This window comes from Prochlorococcus marinus (assembly GCF_001180245.1).
In the GTDB taxonomy this organism is placed as follows: Bacteria; Cyanobacteriota; Cyanobacteriia; order PCC-6307; family Cyanobiaceae; genus Prochlorococcus_A; species Prochlorococcus_A marinus_F.
In genome coordinates, this window is the sequence record NZ_CVSV01000109.1 from 61,839 (window position 1) to 79,626 (window position 17,788).

Consider the following 17,788-nt stretch of genomic DNA (forward strand, 5'->3'; position numbering starts at 1 on the left):
ATGCTTATTTATGTAGCTTGTTGGCCTTTATTAGCTTATTTGGCTGGGAACTTAATCCCAGCAATTGGGTCTGGTGATCTCTCAAAAGTTTCTAGCATAATAACTAGGTCTTTATTTGTATTTTTAGTTCAGAAAACCGCTCAATTTGGACAGGATGTATTCATAGCAAAACCATCTTTAGAAATTAGTGAAGTGATGAGAGGAAGTTTATTTAGCAGAATTCAAAAAATAAAGATGAATTCCTTTGAAAATATTTCAGCAGGGGACATCACATATAGACTTACAGAAGATGCAGACAGGGTAAGCGAAGTTATTTATAAAACAGCTCAAGATACTATTCCATGCACTTTACAGTTGTTAGCAGTAATAATTTATATGTTTTATTTAGACTGGTCACTAACATTATCAACATTCATTTTAGCCCCATTGATTATACTTTCGGTTAACAGTTTTGGAAGAAGAGTTTTAATCGCATCCGAAAAAAGTCAAGAATCAACAAGTAATTTAGCAGGTTTAATAGGTGAATCTATAAATGGAATGTCAACGATAAGAGCTTTTGCTGCAGAAAATTGGATTGAGAAAAGATTTTTTAAAAGATTAAATACAAATAAAAAAGCAAAATATAAAACATTAAAACTACTTGCATTTCAACATCCAGTTGTAGGCTTTGTTGAAGCATTTGGAATATTAGCAATATTAGGTTTAGGAGCTGCAAGAATAAATTTAGGCCTTCTATCAAGCGAAGAATTTAGTAGTTTTTTTGCGGCAATATTAATGCTTATTGATCCAATAAGCCACGTAAGTACAAATTTTAATGACTATAAACAGGCAGAAGCCTCAATAAAAAGGTTGAAAAACATAAATCAAGAACCTGTCGAAGATGATAAAGAAAATTTACGAAGGATATCCAATTTTGGAGGCAAAATAAGTTTCAAGAAAGTAAATTTCTCTTACAAAAAAGATAATCAAATACTTAAAAATATCAATTTAGAAATTAAAAGAGGGGAAGTCACAGCATTTGTTGGAGCTTCTGGAGCTGGTAAAAGTACAATGTTGGCTTTGATATTAAAGTTTATAGCTCCGAATAATGGAGACATTTTTATAGATGATAAAAATCTCAAAATATTAAATACAAAAGATATTAGAAAAAATATTGCATTAGTACAACAACAGCCTTTTTTGTTTTCAGGAACAATTATTGATGTAATAAGAATGGGCAGAAATTTTACCAAAGAAGAAGTTATAGAATCAGCAAGAAAAGCAAACGCTCATAACTTCATTCAAAAGCTTCCTGAGAAATATGAAACTGAGATAACTGAAAGAGGATCAAATTTTTCAGGTGGTCAGATCCAAAGGATCGCCATTGCAAGAGCAATACTTGGGAACCCCTCGATTCTTCTTTTAGATGAAGCCACAAGTGCATTAGATGCAGAATCAGAATCTGAAGTACAAAAAGGACTTAATAGAGCTATGAAAGATAGAACAGTTATTGTAATTGCTCATAGATTAGCCACTACTCAAGAGGCCAATAAAATAGTTGTTTTCGATAAAGGTGAAATTATTGAAGTTGGGAAACACATTGATTTAATAAATAAACCTGGAATTTATAAAGAATTATGTGAAAAACAATTGATTAAAAAATTATAGTTCTATTTTATTTATTAAAAAGTAAATCCATGAGCGAAAACACAAATGATTCTGCAAATCCAGTTTTAACCTTTGAAGGCAAAAAATATTTAATAAATGAACTCTCTAATGAAATAAAAGAATCTATAAAAGTACTACAAATAGCAGAGACTCAACTTAAGATGCATCAAGATACTCTCAAATTACTTTCAATTAGTAGAAACTCTTTAGTTAATCAATTAAGAGAAAAACTAGAAAACATAGAATAAAATATTAATAATTATGGATTTCTTGTAGAGAGTAAGTATTAATTTTATTGCACTGTAAAGCTTTGATCGCCTTAATGGCTGCCTTTGCTCCAGGAATAGTTGTAAAAGTTGGAATATTATATTCTAAAGCGGCACGTCTTAAATAAGCATCATCATGAAGAGCCTGTGAGCCAATTGGAGTATTAATTATTAATTGAACAAGTCCCGAACGAATTAGGTCCTCAATATTTGGTCTTCCTTCATGAACTTTTAGCACTTCTTCAACTTGAATTCCTAAATTCACCAAATATGACGCTGTACCTCTTGTTGCAATTAATTTAAATCCTAAATTCAAAAGTTCTCTAGCAACTTCCTCAAGATTTTTTTTATCTAAATCATTTGTAGATAAAAAAGCAACTCCTTCTGAAGGAACGCCATTACCTGCTGCCAATTCCGACTTGGCATAAGCGATTCCAAAATCTTTAGCTAAACCCATTACTTCTCCAGTAGATCTCATTTCAGGACCAAGTAATGTATCAGACCCAGGAAATCTTTTAAAAGGTAAAACAGCCTCTTTTACTGCCTGATATTTTGGAAAAAATTCTTCTGTGAAATTAAGATCTTCTAATGTAAAACCTTGCATTAACTGAGTAGCTAATTTTGCAACTGGTTTACCTATGGCTTTTGAAACAAAAGGAACTGTCCTGGATGCTCTTGGATTTGCTTCGAGAATAAATAATTTATTTTCTTTATTATTTGTATTTATTACTGCAAATTGCAAATTAATTAAACCAACTACATTTAATCTTTGTGCAATTAATTTAGTCCAGTTCCTGACATTTTCTATTGTGGATGTTGAAAGTGAAATGGATGGTAAGCAACAAGCTGAATCTCCTGAATGAATGCCTGCAGGTTCCACATGTTCCATTAGGCCAGCAATTACAACCGAACCCTCTGAATCACATAATGCATCAACATCAATCTCAATTGCATTATTCAAATATTGATCAAGAAGGATTGGATGATCAGGTGATACCTTAACTGCTTCAGAAATGTATCTCGATAATTCATTCTCATCCTTAACAATTTCCATTGCCCTTCCACCTAAAACATAAGAAGGTCTTACAACCAAGGGAAATCCTATATTTTTTGCTACTATTTCTGCTTCATTTTGATTACGTGCAATACCGTTTAAGGGTTGTCTAATACTTAATTCTTCAAGAATTTTTGTAAATTCCTCTCTATCCTCTGCTAAATCGATAGATATTGGAGAAGTCCCAAGAATTTTTGATCCAGTTCTGGTCCCATCATTAGATTTAAGCCATTCAAATAAAGGTAATGATAATTTAAGTGGAGTTTGACCTCCAAATTGAACAATCAAACCATAAGGATTTTCAGCTTCTATTATGTTAAGCACATCCTCCAAAGTTACAGGCTCAAAATATAAAATATCGCTAGTATCATAATCTGTTGATACAGTTTCAGGATTACTATTAACCATTATTGTTTTATAGCCATTTATAGAAGCTTGATATGATGCATGACAACAACAGTAATCAAATTCTATTCCCTGACCAATTCTGTTTGGACCTCCTCCTAAAATCATAATTTTTTTTGATTTACTATTTTCTGAAATCTCACTATCAAAAATTTGAGAATTAAAATTAATGAAAGATTCTTCGTAAGTTGAATAATGATAGGGAGTTGAGGACGAGAATTCTGCTGAACAAGTATCAACAGTTTTATAAATTGGAATTATATTAAGTTTTTTTCTATACCTTCTTACTTCAAAAAACTCAGAATTAGTTAACTTTGCTATCTGTTGATCTGAAAAGCCTAATTGTTTAGCGTGTAACATCAAATCCCTATCTAAAGTATAAAGTTCCTTATCTTTCAAAAAATCATTTTCAAAATTAAAGATATTACGTAATTTTTCGATAAACCATAAATCTATATTTGTAATTTCTTGAATATAATTATTAGTTTTCCCAATCTGCATAGCTTTTTTAATTAGGAGAATTCTTTCAGATGTAGGATTTCTTAAACTATTTTTAATTTGACTCTCATCTTTAAATTCATCTTGTGAATCACATTCCCATCCAAAAACACCTACTTCTAATGACCTTAATGCTTTCTGAAATGACTCTTCAAAAGAACGACCTATTGCCATTGACTCACCAACAGATTTCATAGCAGTGCTTAAAATATTAGATGAGCCTTTAAACTTTTCAAAAGCAAATCTGGGGACCTTAGTAACTACATAATCAATTGATGGCTCAAAACATGCAGGTGTTTTTTTTGTAATGTCATTAATAATCTCATCAAGTGTATACCCAACAGATAATAAAGCTGCAATCTTAGCTATTGGGAATCCAGTTGCTTTACTTGCTAAAGCAGAAGATCTACTTACACGAGGATTCATTTCTATAACAATTACTTCTCCATTAGATGGATTTATTGCAAATTGAATATTACTCCCTCCCGTTTCAACTCCCACCTCTCTAATAATCTTCAATGACAAATCCCGCAACCTCTGATACTCCTTATCTGTTAGGGTCTGTGCAGGAGCTACAGTAATCGAATCTCCAGTGTGGACACCCATTGGGTCTAAATTTTCAATACTGCAAACTATTACCACATTGTCAGCAGTATCTCTCATTACCTCTAGTTCGAACTCCTTCCATCCAATAAGTGATTTTTCAATTAATATTTGATTACTTGGACTCTCCTCTAAACCTGATTTACACAACTCGACAAATTCTTCAAGGTTAAAAGCAATTCCACCCCCAACTCCACCTAAAGTAAAAGCAGGTCTTATTATGAGAGGATAGGAACTAATTGTTTTTGATACATCAATAGCTTCATCTAGGTTAGATGCAATGCCAGATGGACAAACATTTACATTTATTTTTTCCATCGATTCTTTAAATAATTTCCTATCTTCAGCTTTATTAATAGCTCTTAAATCAGCTCCAATTAATTCAATATTATTTTGTTTTAAAAAATCTGACTCTGATAATTTAACGGCAAGATTCAAGGCGGTTTGACCTCCCATAGTGGGAAGAATCGCATCAGGTTTTTCTCTTAGAATGATCTGAGAAACTATTTCAGGAGTCAATGGTTCAATATATGTTTTGTTTGCGATATCAGGATCAGTCATTATTGATGCTGGATTTGAATTTATCAAGACAATTTCATAACCAGCATTTCTTAATGCTTTGCAAGCTTGAGTACCAGAGTAATCAAATTCGCATGCTTGCCCTATAACAATCGGTCCCGAACCTAGAATAAGAATTTTTTTAAGATCACCTCTTTGAGGCATAATTTAAACGTTCATTTACTTCATGCTACTTATAAATCATCAGATGTTAATCAAGTTACTTGAAAAGCAACATTTGTTTCTATAGTATTGGAAGAAATTAATTTTTTATGAGCGAACTTCAGCGACTTAAAAGTTTGTTGCCTCCAGAGAATGAAAGTTGGGTATTTGTTGAAGCGGCTGCGGCTATAGATCCACCTTTAATAACACTTGAGGAAATAGGTCGTGACGAAGTAGAAATTCAAGTAGATTTAGATGAATGGGATAACTTGGCTATTGACCATAGAAATTTATTATTTTGGCACGAGGTTGGGAAAATCCAAAATGACACAATTCCCAGAGATGGATGGGAAATGGCAGCTCTTGCCATAGGACTTGGAGGGGCGATAGGAGAGTTGTGGGTACAAGATGGGTTACTTTTATTACTTGCTCTGGGTTTATCAAGTTTTGCAGGATATAGATTATATTTAAAAAATAATTCTGAAAAAAAGCTTCAAGATGCAATTTATGCAGATGAAAGAGCTATAGATCTTGCTTGTAGATTTGGATACAGCATTCCAAATGCTTATAAAAGTCTTGGAGGAGCTTTAAAGGAGTTAATAGAGAAGACACGAAAAAAGAAAAAAAGAAGTTTCTTTGAAGATAGATTAGATGCCTTAAGAAAAAGTGCAGAAAAAGCGAGATCAGAATTATCTCAGCAAGAAGGCTCAGAAAAATCAGTTTCAAGTGAAAATGTTTATGGACAATAAAAGTTTGGTTTTAATAGCAGCTAAAGCATGTGATGAAAAAAAGGCAAGAGATATAAAACTTATAAAAATTGACAAAGTATCATTTATAAGTGAATGGATTTTGATTGCAGAAGGATTATCTGATGTACAGGTTAGATCTATAACTAACTCTGTAGAGGGAGAGCTTAGAGAAAAGGCTCAAGTTGAACCTATCCGAAAAGAAGGGATAAACGAAGCGAAATGGGCTTTACTCGATTATGGTGATTTGATAGTAAATATTTTTCAACCAGAAATAAGAAAATATTATGACCTTGAATCATTCTGGAGTAATGGAGATAATCTTGTATTTCCATAATTTTATTTTATGAATCAATCTAAATGTCCTGTCCCTAGAGAGCAGCAACCCACAAATGAATTCATAGAATTATCAAAATCTAAAATTTTTTCTTGGCCAAAAACAAAAAAGTCACTAATTCTCATATTGATAAAGTTTTGGGTAGGTGCTTTTGTTCTATTTCTCGTTATTTCTTCGGGTAGTGTATATTTCAAAACGTCCCTGTTAAAATATATTCTATTAAGTTTTTTTAGCAGCTTATCAATACCTCTTTTAATTTCAATAAGATTATATCTAGGTTGGAATCACATATTTAATAGATTAATATCTGAAAAAGTCGAATACGAGGAGTCTGGTTGGTATGACGGTCAAGTATGGGAAAAGCCAATAGTTTTAAAAGAAAAAGAATCACTTATTGCCTCAATCGAGGTAAAACCTATTTTAAAAAATTTAATTCAAGTTTTTTCTATCATTTCAGTTCTAGCTTTATCTGGTATTTTGATTTTTCAATATAACAATTTCTAAATGAGTTCTAATTTCAAAAACCTCTACACTTCTAACAATCCTCCCTTACAAGCAACCTTAATGAGAGGATCAAATATTGAGTCGATCCACAAGATTCATGCTGTTATTACTGATAAAAAAGGGAGGGTGTTAATGTGTGCAGGAAATCCAGAATATAAAAGTTTCATAAGGTCAGCACTAAAACCCTTTCAAGCAATACCTTTCGTTAGTAGTGGAGCTTCATCAAAATTTAATAATGAATCAAAATCAATTGCTTTAGCATGCGGGTCACATAGTGGATCAAAACTTCATTCAAGGGAAGCATTCAAAATTTTATGGGAATATGACATTGACATTAATAATCTTAAGTGCCCAAAATCAAAGACAAGTCCATTAGAACATAATTGTTCGGGTAAACATGCTGCTTTTTTAGCTACATGCAAAAAAATGAATTGGCCATTAGATAGTTACTTAAAAGGGGATCATCCTCTTCAAATAGAAATATTCAGAATTGTTTCTGAATTACTTGAAATCCCGTCATCTGAAATAAACGTAGAGCGTGATGATTGCGGTGCACCCACTCTTTATTTAAAACTATTAGAAATGTCGAGGTTATATTCACTTCTGAGCAGTTCCGAAAATGCTGAATTAGAACAAATCAGTAGAGCAATGACAATAAACCCAATAATGATAAGTGATAAAAATAAATTTGATACAGAAATAATTAAAGCTTCTCATGGGAACGTTATAGGTAAAGGTGGAGCCGAGGGGATACAGTGTCTATGTAAAGTCAATGAAGGTATAGGTTTAGCTTTAAAAGTAGAAGACGGTTCAAAAAGAGCAAAGCATGCTGTTAGTCTTCACTTACTAAAACAGTTAGAGTGGATATCTGACTTAAGAATTCAAGACATCGAAGAAAAGGTTTTGAATTTTTCTGAAGGAGTGAGACTTGAAGTTAAAGGTAAAGTAAAATTCCAAGAATCCTAAAAAACAGGAAAAATTACCCTTTCAGATGTATGCTATGTATATGTCGCGGGGTAGAGCAGTCTGGTAGCTCGTCGGGCTCATAACCCGAAGGTCGGAAGTTCAAATCTTCCCCCCGCCACCATTTAGAAGCAGCTTCAAATCTGCTTTTTTAGTATTTGCAGTAGTTACAGCAATATAAAAATAACTTCTTAAATAAAAAGAGTTTTTTAAAAATTATTTAAGATCTTTTTGAATAGAGAATTTCAAGTCCACTCTGACTACTAAGCCAGTAATAATAAAAAGTATTCCAATGTATGAATTCAAAGATAGGTCCAAAATATTAAATTAATTGTATAACTGAATTTTAGCTCGCAAATCACATTTATTAAATAAACCAATAAAAAGAATTTAAAAAAATCTGAATTTTGAACATTTAGATCTTTAATAATTAATTTAATTAAGTAGAGTAGAATTTATATAAATTTAGAAAAATTATATGCAGAATTTTTTACAGCGTGATTTAGGATCAAGCATGTTATCAATAGCTGTCATTTTAGGTTGGTTAGGTCTTTTTTTTATTTTTTTGAGAGTATTAACAATTTCAATAAAGAGAATCCTTGAAGCTGTTTTCAAAAAATCTTAATTATTGAAATAAATCAATAATTCTGAATTAATCGCATAAATCCTTTATCACTAAGTATAATGACCTAAAAATGTCAATTTTAGAAAAGGTTAAGATAGGAAATTCTGTTCAAGTTAACCTAGAACTATCTAAGGATAGACTCACCAAAGAAACTATTGATGCAATTAATGTTTCTCCATTAGGTAAGGTAAGTGATTTCAGAATAACTGATGGCAAAGGTATTGGAGTTGTTTTGCAATTATCTAATGGAAAAGAGCAATGGTTTTTTGAGGATGAAATTGATCTTCTCGACGAAAATGGTAATTTAATAAAGAATAATTATGATAAAAAAGAGGATAGTAATTTTATATTTAATTTTTTTAGAGGATTAAATTATGAAAATAAAAATAACGTAAGCGAGTTACTTAATCCAATAAACTTTTTTATCTGGCTGGTTGTATCGTTTAAAGATATTTTTTAAATTGGTTAAAAAATTTTCTAAAATAAGATTAATTTAATAATTTATTTAAATGTTAAATTTCAGTAATTAAAAATTTAAATGGTACAAAATATTATCAATGTAAAGAATTTATCTAAGTCATTTGATATCTCTTCCAAAAAACCAGGCTTAAAAGGAACAATTCAACATTTTTTTAGAAGACAAACAAAAAGTTTAAAAGTTATAAATGATATAAGTTTTGAAATTAAAGAAGGAGAAATAGTAGGTTTTCTAGGTGCTAATGGAGCTGGGAAAACAACAATATTAAAAATGCTTTGTGGCTTAATTTATCCAAGTGAAGGTTCGATTTTGGTTTCAGGCTATTTACCTTTCAGGAGAAAAGAAAATTTCCTAAAGAATATAACCTTAATAATGGGACAAAAGCAACAGCTTATTTGGGATCTTCCTCCAATTGAATCATTCTATTTGAATGCTTCAATATATGACTTAGATAAGTTGGAAGCTAAAAAGAGAATAAAAAAACTTTCGGAAATGCTTGAAATTGATGAAGAGCTTTTCATACCTGTTAGAAAACTTTCACTGGGCCAGCGTATGAAATCAGAATTACTGGCAGCTTTGATACATGAACCAAATATTCTATTTTTAGACGAGCCGACACTTGGATTAGATATTAATGCGCAGAGAAATTTAAGAAAATTCCTTCAAAAATATAATAAAGAAACTAATGCAACGATATGCCTAACAAGTCATTACATGAAAGATATTACATCGCTATGCAAGAGAGTTATATGTGTGCATAAAGGGGAGATATCATATGATGGAAAACTTGACCTGTTATTAAAAAAACTTTCTCCTGTTAAAGAAATATTAATAGTTTGTCGATCAGAAGAGGATGCAATTAAATTAGAAAATTCCGGTTTTACTGTTAAAAATAAAATAAAGAATGAAATCACTATAAAGATTGAAAACAACTCTATTACCTCATCACTAAAAACTATCCTAAATAATTTTGATATTGAAGACCTTTTTATAAATGAACCACCCATTGATGAAGTTATTGGGCAGGTATTAATCAAAAAAGATTATGATATCTAATTTAATTAACCGTAAAATATTCACTTTATTAAAAGTCCAATATTCAAACATGTTGGAGTATAGGGTAGAAATTGCTTTATGGGCAATTTCAGGGATTATTCCTTTTTTCATGTTAAACATTTGGACAAATAATAATCTAAATGAATCCTTAAACATTAGTGATACATTACTTTCTAGGTATTTCTTATGTGCTTTTTTTGTAAGGCAGTTTTCTGTTGTTTGGGTTGTATTTAGTTTTGAAGAAGATTCTCTTATGGGGAAGGTATCTCCGTATTTAATCCAACCTTTAAATCCATTTTTCAGGTATTTTGCACAACATCTTGCAGAACAAATAACAAGATTTCCTTTCGCACTAATAATCGCTTTTTTCTTTTTTATTTTTAATCCAGAAAGTATATGGATACCAAATTTAGGTATTTTACTCTTATCGATAGTATCTACTTTCTTATCCTTCTTGATTCAATTTTTAATTCAGTCAATAGTAGCATGTCTATGTTTTTGGACAGAGAAAGCGTCATCGATAGAAAGATTGTTATTTATTCCAACTTTATTTCTCTCAGGTCTTTTAGCACCAGTAGTTTCATTTCCCGCATATGTTAAATCTTGGATTTATTTGACTCCTTTTCCATATCTAATTGATTTCCCTGCAAACTTACTTTCAGGTAATGAAACAAATATTAGTGGAGGGTTAATTATGCAAATTCTATGGATATTTATACTTTTCCCATTATTTAAGAAAATCTGGTCTGAAGGAACAAAAAAATATACAGCAATGGGGTCATGAATTTAAGAAAATATCTAAAAGTTTATAAAAAATTCTTACATACTTCTTTAGCTTCTGAATTGGAGTATAAGGCAAATATATTAGTTGATTTAATTACTGCAATTTTAAGTTTAGTAGGGAGTATTTTTCTATTATCTATTTTCTTTCAAAATAGTGGATATATTGGAGGGTGGAAATTTGAACAGGCACTAATAATCCAAGCTATTTATACAATATTGAATGGGATAACAAATACATGGTTCAATCCTAATCTTACAGAAATAGTTAAACATATAAGAGAAGGAACATTAGACTTCGTACTTTTAAAACCTATTGATAGTCAATTTTTTATTTCATTAAAAAAAATAAATCCATCTGGATTTTTAGAAATAATGCTTGGATTTTTATTGTTGTTCTTCTGCATAAGAATAAATCAAATCAATTTAAATTTAAGTTTTCTGACCCTATCCTTGATTACTATAAGTTGCTCGATTTGTATTTTATATAGCTTATGGTTTTTTATCTCTACTACTACTATTTGGTTTGTTAAGACTTGGAATGCAATAGAAGTATTAAGATCATTCCTTTATATTGGAAGATTTCCTTTAAGTTCATTTTCATTTTCTTTAAGAATCTTTTTTAGTGTTTTTATTCCTATTGCTTTTATAACTACAATTCCTTCTGAAGTTTTTCTAGGACTTTCTGTATTTTGGAAAATATTGCTTGAAATTATTGTAGCGACAATATTTCTTATTAATTCAAGAAAGTTCTGGATATTTGCATTAAAATTCTATTCATCAGCCTCTAGTTAAATATTATTGAATAACCTCGCTGCAAAATTTCCAAATTTGTTGTTTACTTTTCAGATTAGAAAGTCTAGATAATTTTTTAAAATAAGGTTTAGATTTTTCAACAGATAAAAGCCTGCAGTTGTATTCAATTTTATGATTTCTAGATATGATTCCTAATTTGAGTGCAACATCACTAAGGATAATTATTAAAGTAAGAAAAAAAAATATCCCGAAAAATTGTAAAAATGATTTTGAATAATTTTCTTTTTCAGTTTTTAATTCAAACTTCATTACTTAACTATATGCTGAGGGCACTTAATTGCAGCAATAGCAACAGCCGTAACTTTAAAATTATCAGACTTCTCAATAACCTTCTTAACCTCTAATGGCCCAAATTTATTACTCGCATCACTGTAGGAAAGAAGTAAAGATTTATAGTTATCATGACCTAGATTTCTATACTCACAGAAATTATCCCCAACATAATTCAAAAGAGTTAGTAAAGTTAATTCAATCATTAAAACTTTTTACTAGCAAAGTACTTACGAATGATACTGTGCAGGACATTTTTAACAAGTAAAATTGTCAGAAACATTTGAAATTATGAAATTAGATTTTCATTGATAAACTTTAAAGTGTCAAAATTATTTCAGAATTTATTAATTCACATATAAGAAAATCATTAAACCACTATCTGTAGTGTATTTCGATGATAATAATTGCGCTATAGATAGGGGGTTGCATTTTTTAAGAAATTGGTCTAAAAATAAGGTTCCCCATCACCCGGCCCCACTTATGTGAGGCCTTTTTTTTGTTTATTTAAAATAAGGCTTCTTTAAAAGTTTTTTTTAACGAGAAATTAATCCCTTCAATAATTAATTTATTTTTTAATTTATAATCCTGCTTTAGGATTTTACCAAAATGTACCACTACCCCCCCAATAATTTTATAAAAAGCTTTTTGTGGATTTAATCAATAAGCTAATACCAACCGAAATACAAACCGTTATAAAAGTTTTCTTAATAAGTATATTCCCATTTAATTTTGACAGGTGAGCTCCGAAAAATCCTCCTGTAAAGGAACCAATTATTAAAACTATCAATAAATTAAATGGAACCGATCCTATTCTTGCCAAAAATACTGCTCCGAAAAAATTCCAAAAAATCCCAACAGTAAAAAATGTCATACTTATGGCACGTAGAAAATCCATTTCAAAAGTTTTTATTAATAGGATTGTTACAAGCAATCCAGTTCCTGAAGAAATAGAACCATTTAATATACCTATAAGAAAAATAAAAATTAAAAATCTAATTTTATGAACAAAATTAAGCTTTTTATTACCAGATGACATGCCTAAATCTGGTTTAAGGAATGAGTAAAAAGCTAATAATATGGATATTATTCCTAAAATTAGGTATAAGTACTTTTCTGATATATATTCAACTACAGAAGCCCCAAAAATTACTCCCGGTAATCCAAAAATTAAAATTTGCCAAGCAATACTTATATCATTACCTAAAGATTTATAATTTCTTAAGGACCCCCCTATTCCTAGTGCTACTGTTGCTAATTTATGACTAGCCAGAGCCTGATAATAAGGAACTCCAGATAAAATCAATGCTGGCAATTGTAATAATCCTGCTCCTCCTCCAGAAATCGCTGAGAACGTATTAGAAAAAAACGATATCAAAAAGATATAAATACTTTTAAATAAAGAATGATCAAAATTTCCTGATAATATTGTTAATAAATAAAGCATTTACAAAAATTTGCTCCTTGTATTAATAAGTGAAAATTATCCTTTAAATAAGAAGCATTTGCCTTAAGAAGTCTTATCTTATCTTTTTAAATCATACTTTAAAAAAAACTGTTATTATCAGAAAAAATTTTCAAGAATTTTATGCATAGACAAGATGCAATTTACCTTGATCAGTTTTGTCCCAAGATAAGTAATAAAAATTGGAGAGAGTCACTTAATAAAGTTACTAATTATAAATGTATTTATTGCGGTAAACCCTCAGAATCACTCGACCACCTTCACCCAATGTCAAAAGGAGGGATTAGCAGTACAAGTAATTGCGTACCATGTTGTTTATCATGTAATGGGAAGAAATCAGATTCAGAAGTTCTTAGTTGGTACAGAAAACAAAATTTTTATGATCCTCGAAGAGCTATGGCGATACGAGCATGGTTTAATGATGATTTAAAATTAGCGTCAGTTCTTTTGAAATACTTAAATTAAAAAATGAATGATAAATTGATTGAGATTCGAAAAAATATTTTTGTATATCCTTGAATAGGATCCGTTATTTTAGTAAGCAATGTTTTATCAAATTATTCTTATTCTTTCTGAATATATATTATTACTTTTAAAAATCGAGATATTAGAATAATCATCTTTCCACATTATTGGTGATTCTATAACCTTTCTCTCTGGAGACTTTACTGAAAAAATCAATCCAAATACAAAAAGAATAGTAATCAATATGATTGTCATTACTAATTTGTCTGAAATATTATTCATTAACCTAATCTATCTTGAAAAATTTTTGTCAGGAGTAGTTTTTTCGTAAATTTCTAGAAAATATGATTTAAAATAGTTAATCCCCTCATTTCCAATCAACCCAATTGACCGTCCGCAATCATTTACTACTTGTGATGAAATTTGATTTGCCAAGTCATTTTTCTCAATCCATTTTTTCTGAGGATTGTAAGAGAAAGATATAATGTTTTCAGTTTTTACAATAGCTGATTTCATTGCTTCATCCTTAGAAAGACCATTTTGAATAGCATTGCAATATTTTTTAGAGAAATTATTAGAGATCCTATTTTGTAGCAGACTAACACTAGGATCGGACGTATCAAAAGCTAAACCTATTGCAGGTTGTAATTGAAAAATTATAAATAAAAGTAAGACAAAAAATAATTTCAAAAACAGCTATTAATCAATAGTTTATAAATAATATAATAGTATTTTAAAATTGTCTTTTCAATTAAATCTGATAATTATTAAAAGCAAATTAAATTTCAATTTATTAATAATTAAAAGTATTGCGATAAGTTCAGTAATAATAGTCAGAGGTTTATTTGATTACAAATATGTACGAATCTTTGATGACATTGCTATTTTTTCCTGATTGGACAAATGGATTACCTTCAGATTTCTTAATTCTTCATTTTTTTGTAGGAGCTGTGATTTTTCCATTCAACATGATTCATGCTAAAGCAAGAAAAATTGACAGTCAAAATCCACAGGATGCAGCTAATGGGTATAAAAATTCAGATAACGCAACATTTTTTGGATACGAGGAAATCAATTAGATTTACTTAAAATTAATTTAAGGAATTAGTTTATTGATGATAATTTCCCTAAATACAGGTTTAGATCTTAAAATATTCAGTCCCAGTGAACCTATAGGAATATTCATAATTTTTGTTGGATTAATTTTTACTGGTATGATTTTCTATATTATTTATGCTGTAAGTACAAATAAAGAATCCTTAGAAGACAAAAAAATAAGAAATAAAAAGGAGTACTTGCAAAAGGAGAAAATAGGAAAATTATTTCCTAAGAAAAAATAAATTTAATTGCTTTGTTGCTATAAAGATATTTATTTATATTATTAATTATTAAATCGGTAGGATCTAAAAACATTAGTTTTAGTTCTCTTAAATCAAACATTTTCTAAAAATTCAACTATAACAATAAAAAATTTTTTACGAGGACTTCATATTGTTAATTGCACAGCTAAATTATTTTCATATCAAGCAAAAAATGTTAAAAATGGAAAAAATAATTTGAAATTTTGGAGAATTCACCACAATATCTATTTCTAGCTAGTGGAGTGAATAATGGAGAAGGGTTTTGGATTGTGGGAATAAAAAATTGCGATGAAAATATCCTTGAGGATGAAAATCTCTTAGATTGCCATAGAAAAGAATTAATAGGTAATGAATCAGCAAAAGATGTTCTTTTAGTTATTAATTTAAACGTAAATAATTTATTAAATGAACTAAGAAACAAAAATTATTTATTTGCAAAACCTTCAATGGGGATTCCATTTGATATCCCTCTAGAAATCTTGGAAAATATTTTTGATTTTTGGTTAGATATTTACAAAAATAATGAAGCCTGGGAAGCTTGTTTAGGACTTCTTAAAGTTAGAAAAAGGATTCCCCTAAAAAACCTAATTGAAAGCGAAAGTTTAAAGGGAAACTCAAAAAAATGGGCTATAAAAATTGAAACTTTACATACTTATGTTCCTTCTTCTCTTAAAAATGAAAAATTAAATGAACCCATGTGGGAATAATTTTATCTTTAAATACTAAAAATATTTACTTCCTTGGATATTTAAGTAAAAATAAAATAACCAATTATTTAAAAATGAATAAACCATATTCTTTTAGTATCGATCAAATGAACGGGATAGTTGAGGATACATACGCCAAGATAATAAATGAATGTGAGAATTTAAAAAAAAATACTAATTGTCCAAATGAGCAAGTATTAGCACTTTTAAGTGTAATTGCTTCAAATTACGCTACTAAAACAGAAAACAACGAAAATTAAGATGATAAGTCATTTTACCTGGAGCGAATTTGATGAGAGCGTAGAACACATTGCCAATAAATGTAGGTTTAAGGAGTTTTCTGGAATATATGGAGTCCCTCGTGGTGGATTATGTCTTGCTGTAGCACTAAGCCATAAATTAAAAATTAAATTAATTTCAGAACCACTAAAAAATTCACTAATAGTAGATGATGTTTATGAAACTGGTCTTACATTAACGAGCTTCAAAGATATTGAAGGAGCAATGTTTTTTGTATTATTTAGTAAAATCAAACCTACATGGTGGAATACAGTATTCATATCTAAAAAAAGCCATTGGATAGTTTTTCCTTGGGAAAATACTTTAACTTCAAAAAGTGACCGCGAAGATTACATCATTAAAAGAGGTTTAAGTTGATGAAGAAATTATATTTGGCAAATCCATATGGATTTTCAAAACAAACTAAAACACTTTTAAATGAATTTATTCAAATCTTCAATGATTTAAATGTAGAAGTATTTGAACCTTTTAGGAGAGCAAAACCATTAACACAACAAAAAAGTCAATGGGCATATGAAGTTGCAAATAGTAATTTCCGCGATTTAAAAGAATGTGATTGTATTTTTGCGATTGTTAATGGAAATCCTCCAGATGAAGGGGTAATGATTGAATTGGGTATCGCAATTGCTTTAAAAAAGGAAATCTTTTTATTCAGGGATGATTTTAGAAATTGTTCTGATAGCGATCAATATCCATTAAATCTAATGTTATTTCTTGGCTTACCTAAAGATAATTGGGAAAAATATTATTTTGAATCATTACAAGAAATAAAAAGTAATAAAAAAAGATTTATGGAGTGGGCAAAAAATTAGCCAAATAAACTATTATCCCTCAATTAGAAGTTTTGAGTTTAAATATATATGTTGAGGTGCTATAATAATATTTATTTAGAAAAATTTTGACACAAGTCACAGTTGGAGAGAACGAGGGAATTGAGTCTGCCCTTAGAAGATTTAAAAGACAAGTGTCTAAGTCAGGTATCTTTGCAGATTTAAAAAGACTTAGACATCACGAAACGCCTATTGAAAAATATAAAAGAAAGTTGCAACAGAGAAGAAAAGCAAGAAGAAGATAGTCTGCTATACCTCATAAATTTTTTGAAAAATCGTTGATATTACAAATTTTTTTTAAAAAGGTTTGAAATTAAAATTTTAACTACTTAAGCTTTTAAGCTTCTTAACAAGATTTATCCCAACTCCTGACACAGCAAGAAGATCTTTTTCATCTGCAGCGATAACTGCCTTTGTTGTTTTAAATCCAGCCTCGTACAAGGCTTTTGCGCTTTTTGCTCCAACACCTGGAAGTGTAGTCAAAGTTTCAATATTTTTCTTGGAATTTGCTGCTTTGGTTTTTGTTTTTGTTTTTGTTTTTGTTTTTGCAGACTTTGCAACTTTTTTTTCTTTCTTTAAAGGTGTTTCAGAAGTTACTGCACTTTTAAATAAAATTGATTTTAGTTTGCTGAGAAATTTAGAAATCATTGCAATATATAAGTAATAAAATTAGCTATTTAGTTTAACATTATAAAATTCCAGAGGAATTAATTACAAGATAAAAACTAACTGCATAGAAATAATTTATTTACAATTATATAAAGACACACATTTGATATTTATGCAAGCTTACGAGCTATCGCAAGGTATTCTAAATTATTTTAAAAATTTAATAAGTTAAAATGTATATTCAAAATCTAAAGGTATTTATTAATAGTAAAGTTAAAATCTT

General features: G+C 29.5%; 26 protein-coding genes and 1 tRNA gene. 20 read left to right on the plus strand and 7 right to left on the minus strand.

Going from position 1 to position 17,788, the window contains the following annotated elements; translation table 11 throughout:
• Both AMO19_RS03860 and AMO19_RS03865 read left to right on the plus strand, forming a co-directional pair.
• Positions 1–1,647 (plus strand): ABC transporter ATP-binding protein, encoded by a 1,647-nt coding sequence (locus tag AMO19_RS03860; RefSeq protein ID WP_257008954.1) that lies wholly within the window; start codon positions 1–3, stop codon positions 1,645–1,647.
• 29 nt (positions 1,648–1,676) lie between these two features.
• The gene (locus AMO19_RS03865; protein WP_075507405.1) at positions 1,677–1,895 is read left to right on the plus strand and encodes a DUF6447 family protein; all 219 of its coding nucleotides are present in this window, start codon (positions 1,677–1,679) and stop codon (positions 1,893–1,895) included.
• A 4-nt stretch (positions 1,896–1,899) separates the two neighbouring features.
• On the opposite strand, the gene carB is transcribed toward AMO19_RS03865, so the two are convergent.
• Positions 1,900–5,196 carry a carbamoyl-phosphate synthase large subunit gene (carB, locus tag AMO19_RS03870; protein WP_075507406.1) on the minus strand — a complete coding sequence of 1,099 codons (3,297 nt, stop codon included), beginning with the start codon at positions 5,194–5,196 and terminating at the stop codon, positions 1,900–1,902.
• A gap of 107 nt (positions 5,197–5,303) precedes the next feature.
• Here carB and AMO19_RS03875 point away from each other — a divergent pair, with 107 nt between their 5' ends.
• From AMO19_RS03875 to AMO19_RS03915, 10 genes are all read left to right on the plus strand, one after another.
• Entirely contained in the window at positions 5,304–5,942 is a 639-nt protein-coding gene (locus AMO19_RS03875) for a DUF3318 domain-containing protein (protein ID WP_075507407.1), read from the plus strand.
• Positions 5,932–6,276: a ribosome silencing factor gene (gene rsfS / locus AMO19_RS03880; protein ID WP_075507449.1), complete on the plus strand. Its 345-nt coding sequence runs from the start codon at positions 5,932–5,934 to the stop codon at positions 6,274–6,276. Before AMO19_RS03875 ends, rsfS begins: the two co-directional genes overlap by 11 nt.
• A 9-nt stretch (positions 6,277–6,285) precedes the next feature.
• Positions 6,286–6,780, plus strand: coding sequence for a CGLD27 family protein (locus AMO19_RS03885; RefSeq protein WP_075507408.1), 495 nt, complete (start codon positions 6,286–6,288; stop codon positions 6,778–6,780).
• Positions 6,781–7,746 carry an asparaginase gene (locus AMO19_RS03890; RefSeq protein ID WP_075507409.1) on the plus strand — a complete coding sequence of 322 codons (966 nt, stop codon included), beginning with the start codon at positions 6,781–6,783 and terminating at the stop codon, positions 7,744–7,746.
• A 44-nt stretch (positions 7,747–7,790) separates the two neighbouring features.
• Positions 7,791–7,867 (plus strand) — tRNA-Met (locus AMO19_RS03895).
• Positions 7,868–8,221: 354 nt separating this feature from the next.
• Positions 8,222–8,368 (plus strand): hypothetical protein, encoded by a 147-nt coding sequence (locus tag AMO19_RS08520; RefSeq protein ID WP_179850506.1) that lies wholly within the window; start codon positions 8,222–8,224, stop codon positions 8,366–8,368.
• A 70-nt stretch (positions 8,369–8,438) separates the two neighbouring features.
• A complete protein-coding gene (gene petP / locus AMO19_RS03900) occupies positions 8,439–8,828 on the plus strand; it encodes a cytochrome b6-f complex subunit PetP (protein WP_075507410.1) in 390 nt (129 codons plus the stop codon).
• Positions 8,829–8,906: 78 nt separating this feature from the next.
• On the plus strand, positions 8,907–9,902 hold the full coding sequence (locus tag AMO19_RS03905) for an ABC transporter ATP-binding protein (protein WP_075507411.1): 996 nt from the start codon (positions 8,907–8,909) through the stop codon (positions 9,900–9,902).
• On the plus strand, positions 9,892–10,686 hold the full coding sequence (locus AMO19_RS03910) for an ABC transporter permease (RefSeq protein ID WP_075507412.1): 795 nt from the start codon (positions 9,892–9,894) through the stop codon (positions 10,684–10,686). Before AMO19_RS03905 ends, AMO19_RS03910 begins: the two co-directional genes overlap by 11 nt.
• Positions 10,683–11,477: an ABC transporter permease gene (locus AMO19_RS03915; protein WP_075507413.1), complete on the plus strand. Its 795-nt coding sequence runs from the start codon at positions 10,683–10,685 to the stop codon at positions 11,475–11,477. The genes AMO19_RS03910 and AMO19_RS03915 overlap by 4 nt, the downstream gene beginning before the upstream one ends.
• Positions 11,478–11,480: 3 nt before the next feature.
• Here the strand turns inward: AMO19_RS03915 and AMO19_RS03920 are convergent, their stop codons facing one another.
• The 3 genes from AMO19_RS03920 to AMO19_RS03930 form a co-directional block, all read right to left on the minus strand.
• A complete protein-coding gene (locus AMO19_RS03920; RefSeq protein WP_075507414.1) occupies positions 11,481–11,747 on the minus strand; it encodes a hypothetical protein in 267 nt (88 codons plus the stop codon).
• A complete protein-coding gene (locus AMO19_RS03925) occupies positions 11,747–11,974 on the minus strand; it encodes a hypothetical protein (protein ID WP_025931952.1) in 228 nt (75 codons plus the stop codon). The genes AMO19_RS03920 and AMO19_RS03925 overlap by 1 nt, the downstream gene beginning before the upstream one ends.
• Positions 11,975–12,402: 428 nt before the next feature.
• Entirely contained in the window at positions 12,403–13,215 is an 813-nt protein-coding gene (locus tag AMO19_RS03930; protein WP_075507415.1) for a sulfite exporter TauE/SafE family protein, read from the minus strand.
• Positions 13,216–13,356: 141 nt separating this feature from the next.
• On the opposite strand from AMO19_RS03930, the gene AMO19_RS03935 reads away from it, so the two are divergent.
• Positions 13,357–13,698 (plus strand): HNH endonuclease, encoded by a 342-nt coding sequence (locus tag AMO19_RS03935; RefSeq protein WP_075440182.1) that lies wholly within the window; start codon positions 13,357–13,359, stop codon positions 13,696–13,698.
• An 87-nt stretch (positions 13,699–13,785) separates the two neighbouring features.
• Here AMO19_RS03935 and AMO19_RS03940 read toward each other — a convergent pair whose 3' ends face one another.
• Together AMO19_RS03940 and AMO19_RS03945 are read right to left on the minus strand one after the other, a co-directional pair.
• Positions 13,786–13,980, minus strand: coding sequence for a hypothetical protein (locus AMO19_RS03940; RefSeq protein ID WP_075507416.1), 195 nt, complete (start codon positions 13,978–13,980; stop codon positions 13,786–13,788).
• A gap of 9 nt (positions 13,981–13,989) precedes the next feature.
• Positions 13,990–14,388, minus strand: a complete 399-nt coding sequence (locus tag AMO19_RS03945) for a hypothetical protein (RefSeq protein WP_075507417.1) — start codon at positions 14,386–14,388, stop codon at positions 13,990–13,992.
• A 182-nt stretch (positions 14,389–14,570) separates the two neighbouring features.
• Here AMO19_RS03945 and AMO19_RS03950 point away from each other — a divergent pair, with 182 nt between their 5' ends.
• The 7 genes from AMO19_RS03950 (at position 14,571) to rpsU (ending at position 17,141) form a co-directional block, all read left to right on the plus strand.
• Positions 14,571–14,777 (plus strand): hypothetical protein, encoded by a 207-nt coding sequence (locus AMO19_RS03950; RefSeq protein ID WP_233119215.1) that lies wholly within the window; start codon positions 14,571–14,573, stop codon positions 14,775–14,777.
• Between the two features lie 36 nt (positions 14,778–14,813).
• The gene (locus tag AMO19_RS03955) at positions 14,814–15,038 is read left to right on the plus strand and encodes a hypothetical protein (RefSeq protein ID WP_075507419.1); all 225 of its coding nucleotides are present in this window, start codon (positions 14,814–14,816) and stop codon (positions 15,036–15,038) included.
• Positions 15,039–15,262: 224 nt separating this feature from the next.
• Positions 15,263–15,766 carry a josephin gene (locus AMO19_RS03960; RefSeq protein WP_075507420.1) on the plus strand — a complete coding sequence of 168 codons (504 nt, stop codon included), beginning with the start codon at positions 15,263–15,265 and terminating at the stop codon, positions 15,764–15,766.
• 74 nt (positions 15,767–15,840) lie between these two features.
• On the plus strand, positions 15,841–16,026 hold the full coding sequence (locus tag AMO19_RS03965; RefSeq protein ID WP_075507450.1) for a hypothetical protein: 186 nt from the start codon (positions 15,841–15,843) through the stop codon (positions 16,024–16,026).
• Between the two features lies 1 nt (position 16,027).
• Complete coding sequence (locus AMO19_RS03970; RefSeq protein ID WP_082302701.1) at positions 16,028–16,423, plus strand: phosphoribosyltransferase; 396 nt, start codon at positions 16,028–16,030, stop codon at positions 16,421–16,423.
• Complete coding sequence (locus AMO19_RS03975; protein ID WP_075507421.1) at positions 16,420–16,878, plus strand: nucleoside 2-deoxyribosyltransferase; 459 nt, start codon at positions 16,420–16,422, stop codon at positions 16,876–16,878. Before AMO19_RS03970 ends, AMO19_RS03975 begins: the two co-directional genes overlap by 4 nt.
• Before the next feature lie 86 nt (positions 16,879–16,964).
• Entirely contained in the window at positions 16,965–17,141 is a 177-nt protein-coding gene (gene rpsU / locus AMO19_RS03980) for a 30S ribosomal protein S21 (RefSeq protein WP_002806486.1), read from the plus strand.
• Positions 17,142–17,217: 76 nt separating this feature from the next.
• Here the strand turns inward: rpsU and AMO19_RS03985 are convergent, their stop codons facing one another.
• A complete protein-coding gene (locus tag AMO19_RS03985) occupies positions 17,218–17,544 on the minus strand; it encodes a helix-hairpin-helix domain-containing protein (RefSeq protein WP_075507422.1) in 327 nt (108 codons plus the stop codon).
• Between the last annotated feature and the right edge of the window lie 244 nt (positions 17,545–17,788).

Coding starts and splice junctions, on each gene's coding strand:
- AMO19_RS03875 (WP_075507407.1), top strand. CDS start 5,304: ATGAGCGAACTTCAGCGACTTAAAAGTTTGTTGCCTCCAGAGAATGAA.
- rsfS (WP_075507449.1), top strand. CDS start 5,932: ATGGACAATAAAAGTTTGGTTTTAATAGCAGCTAAAGCATGTGATGAA.
- AMO19_RS03940 (WP_075507416.1), bottom strand. CDS start 13,980: ATGAATAATATTTCAGACAAATTAGTAATGACAATCATATTGATTACT.
- AMO19_RS03905 (WP_075507411.1), top strand. CDS start 8,907: ATGGTACAAAATATTATCAATGTAAAGAATTTATCTAAGTCATTTGAT.
- petP (WP_075507410.1), top strand. CDS start 8,439: ATGTCAATTTTAGAAAAGGTTAAGATAGGAAATTCTGTTCAAGTTAAC.
- AMO19_RS03985 (WP_075507422.1), bottom strand. CDS start 17,544: ATGATTTCTAAATTTCTCAGCAAACTAAAATCAATTTTATTTAAAAGT.
- AMO19_RS03860 (WP_257008954.1), top strand. CDS start 1: ATGCTTATTTATGTAGCTTGTTGGCCTTTATTAGCTTATTTGGCTGGG.
- AMO19_RS03885 (WP_075507408.1), top strand. CDS start 6,286: ATGAATCAATCTAAATGTCCTGTCCCTAGAGAGCAGCAACCCACAAAT.
- carB (WP_075507406.1), bottom strand. CDS start 5,196: ATGCCTCAAAGAGGTGATCTTAAAAAAATTCTTATTCTAGGTTCGGGA.
- AMO19_RS03890 (WP_075507409.1), top strand. CDS start 6,781: ATGAGTTCTAATTTCAAAAACCTCTACACTTCTAACAATCCTCCCTTA.
- AMO19_RS03910 (WP_075507412.1), top strand. CDS start 9,892: ATGATATCTAATTTAATTAACCGTAAAATATTCACTTTATTAAAAGTC.
- AMO19_RS03955 (WP_075507419.1), top strand. CDS start 14,814: ATGATAATTTCCCTAAATACAGGTTTAGATCTTAAAATATTCAGTCCC.
- AMO19_RS03970 (WP_082302701.1), top strand. CDS start 16,028: ATGATAAGTCATTTTACCTGGAGCGAATTTGATGAGAGCGTAGAACAC.
- AMO19_RS03935 (WP_075440182.1), top strand. CDS start 13,357: ATGCATAGACAAGATGCAATTTACCTTGATCAGTTTTGTCCCAAGATA.
- AMO19_RS08520 (WP_179850506.1), top strand. CDS start 8,222: ATGCAGAATTTTTTACAGCGTGATTTAGGATCAAGCATGTTATCAATA.
- AMO19_RS03930 (WP_075507415.1), bottom strand. CDS start 13,215: ATGCTTTATTTATTAACAATATTATCAGGAAATTTTGATCATTCTTTA.
- AMO19_RS03965 (WP_075507450.1), top strand. CDS start 15,841: ATGAATAAACCATATTCTTTTAGTATCGATCAAATGAACGGGATAGTT.
- AMO19_RS03920 (WP_075507414.1), bottom strand. CDS start 11,747: ATGAAGTTTGAATTAAAAACTGAAAAAGAAAATTATTCAAAATCATTT.
- AMO19_RS03950 (WP_233119215.1), top strand. CDS start 14,571: ATGACATTGCTATTTTTTCCTGATTGGACAAATGGATTACCTTCAGAT.
- AMO19_RS03925 (WP_025931952.1), bottom strand. CDS start 11,974: ATGATTGAATTAACTTTACTAACTCTTTTGAATTATGTTGGGGATAAT.
- AMO19_RS03915 (WP_075507413.1), top strand. CDS start 10,683: ATGAATTTAAGAAAATATCTAAAAGTTTATAAAAAATTCTTACATACT.
- AMO19_RS03865 (WP_075507405.1), top strand. CDS start 1,677: ATGAGCGAAAACACAAATGATTCTGCAAATCCAGTTTTAACCTTTGAA.